The sequence below is a fragment of the Vibrio sp. Y176 genome, from assembly GCF_033438945.1.
Genome location: NZ_JAWOQS010000594.1, coordinates 1 through 673 on the forward strand (window position 1 = coordinate 1; position 673 = coordinate 673).

1 protein-coding gene and 1 pseudogene are annotated in these 673 nt (G+C 46.7%); one reads left to right on the forward strand and one right to left on the reverse strand.

The window, feature by feature from the left end; translation table 11 throughout:
• Positions 1-406 (forward strand): transketolase-like TK C-terminal-containing protein (locus tag R7O13_RS27490; protein WP_318305279.1); only part of this gene is annotated, 406 nt, incomplete at its 5' end.
• A 77-nt stretch (positions 407-483) separates the two neighbouring features.
• On the opposite strand, the pseudogene R7O13_RS27495 reads toward R7O13_RS27490, so the two are convergent.
• Positions 484-673, reverse strand: a pseudogene (locus R7O13_RS27495) (LysR family transcriptional regulator); the annotation flags it as partial.

The following is a 673-nucleotide window of genomic DNA, read 5'->3' on the forward strand; positions in this document are numbered from 1 at the left end:
TGAGCAAGTTGCAGACATCGCGAAAGGTGCTTACATCCTGAAAGACAGCGATGGCAAACCTGAGCTAATCCTAATCGCAACAGGTTCTGAAGTTGAGCTAGCAGTGAAAGCCGCTGAGCAACTAACCGCAGAAGGTAAGAAAGTACGCGTGGTTTCAATGCCATCAACAGATGCATTCGACAAACAAGACGCAGCTTACCGTGAAGCAGTTCTACCATCAGACGTAACAGCACGTATCGCTATTGAAGCGGGCATCGCAGACTTCTGGTACAAGTACGTTGGTTTCGACGGTCGTATCATCGGTATGACAACATTCGGTGAATCTGCACCTGCTGACCAGTTGTTCGAAATGTTTGGTTTCACTGTAGAAAACGTAGTGAACACAGCAAAAGAACTACTAGCGTAATCGAGACAGTTGTTTAAACCGGCTCTGTTGAGCGGTTGTGAGAAAAGGCCATCATGTTGATGGCCTTTTTATTTGTCTCAATATTTCCAATCTAGCGGAATACTTTGGTGAATATCTTCAAGCAGTACGGATAAGCGAAGAGGATGACGCCCTGCTGGTGTATAACAGTTGATCGTTATTGGCTCAGAAAGCCAGCCTTCAAGGCATGGGGTGATACGGCCGGGGTGATGTTTCTCATACCCTTGTGCAGTCCAAGTTGGCAAGAGA